Below are 985 nucleotides of genomic sequence, written 5' to 3' on the forward strand. Positions count from 1 at the left end.
TCTGTTTGCTGTGAGAACCGTAATAGCCTTTAGCCATTTTTAATATTTTTTTAACTTTATGTTTTCTTACCGTTCCGCTTCCCGCTCTCATTTTTATTCTCCTTAAATAAATAAATCGTTATCCGCCATAAGGCATCAATCTCGGCATTTCCGCCATATTCGTATCGTCCGCTATTTTAGCTTTTCGATATTTTCTCTTCGTGTCGGGTCTTTTATGCAAAAATTTATGACTTCCGAACGCATGAGCGAATTTTACTTTTCCGTTTTTTGAAAATCTAAATCTTTTTTTCGCTCCGCTTTTAGTTTTCAATTTCTGTCTCATAATTTTTCCTCTTTTATAAGTTTTAATTTTTATTTAATTTTAATTTATGCTCGTCTATACATATGATAAGTATGCATAGTCAGTGGGCTTATTATTACTCTATATTTTCTTTTTCGTTTTTATCCGCATCGGAAAAAGTCTTTTTCACTTTAACTGGATTCAAAACCGCAGACAAATTTCGTCCTTCCATTTTTGGAGGTTTCTCCGTAGAGGCTTCGCTTTCCAAATCTTTTATGATTTTGGCTATAAGGTCTCGTCCAAATTCCGTATGCGCCATTTCCCTTCCTCTAAACATTATGGTGATTTTAACCTTATTTCCTTCGTTTAAGAATTCGCGTATATGCTTCATCTTAAAATTATAATCATGAACGCTTATCTGCGGGCGCATCTTAATTTCTTTAAGTTGCACAAGTTTTTGCTTTTTTTTAGCCTCTTTATTTTTCTTTTGAAGTTCGAATTTATATTTTCCGTAATTTATAATCTTACAAACGGGCGGATTAGCGTTAGGCACTATCTCCACCAAATCCGAATCTTCCTCTCTCGCAAGCGCAAGGGCGTCTTTAATATTCATAACGCCTAAACTTCCTTTTTTATCATGCACTACTCTGACTTCGCTTGCCTTAATAAACTGATTAATTCTCTCTCCTTCTCTTTTTATCGTTG

2 protein-coding genes are annotated in these 985 nt (G+C 34.4%); both read right to left on the bottom strand.

Features of this window, described 5'->3' with window-relative positions:
- Positions 1–118: 118 nt before the first annotated feature.
- A complete protein-coding gene (gene rpmI / locus EZH24_RS12555) occupies positions 119–322 on the bottom strand; it encodes a 50S ribosomal protein L35 (RefSeq protein ID WP_137999387.1) in 204 nt (67 codons plus the stop codon).
- A gap of 94 nt (positions 323–416) precedes the next feature.
- Positions 417–985, bottom strand: a 569-nt coding sequence (gene infC / locus EZH24_RS12560; protein WP_201798601.1) for a translation initiation factor IF-3, incomplete at its 5' end; no start/stop codon positions are given.

The organism is Brachyspira catarrhinii (assembly GCF_005518285.1).
GTDB lineage: Bacteria > Spirochaetota > Brachyspiria > Brachyspirales > Brachyspiraceae > Brachyspira > Brachyspira catarrhinii.

Excerpts from the sequence above, each read along its gene's own strand:
- rpmI (WP_137999387.1), bottom strand. The coding sequence starts at position 322 with ATGAGACAGAAATTGAAAACTAAAAGCGGAGCGAAAAAAAGATTTAGA.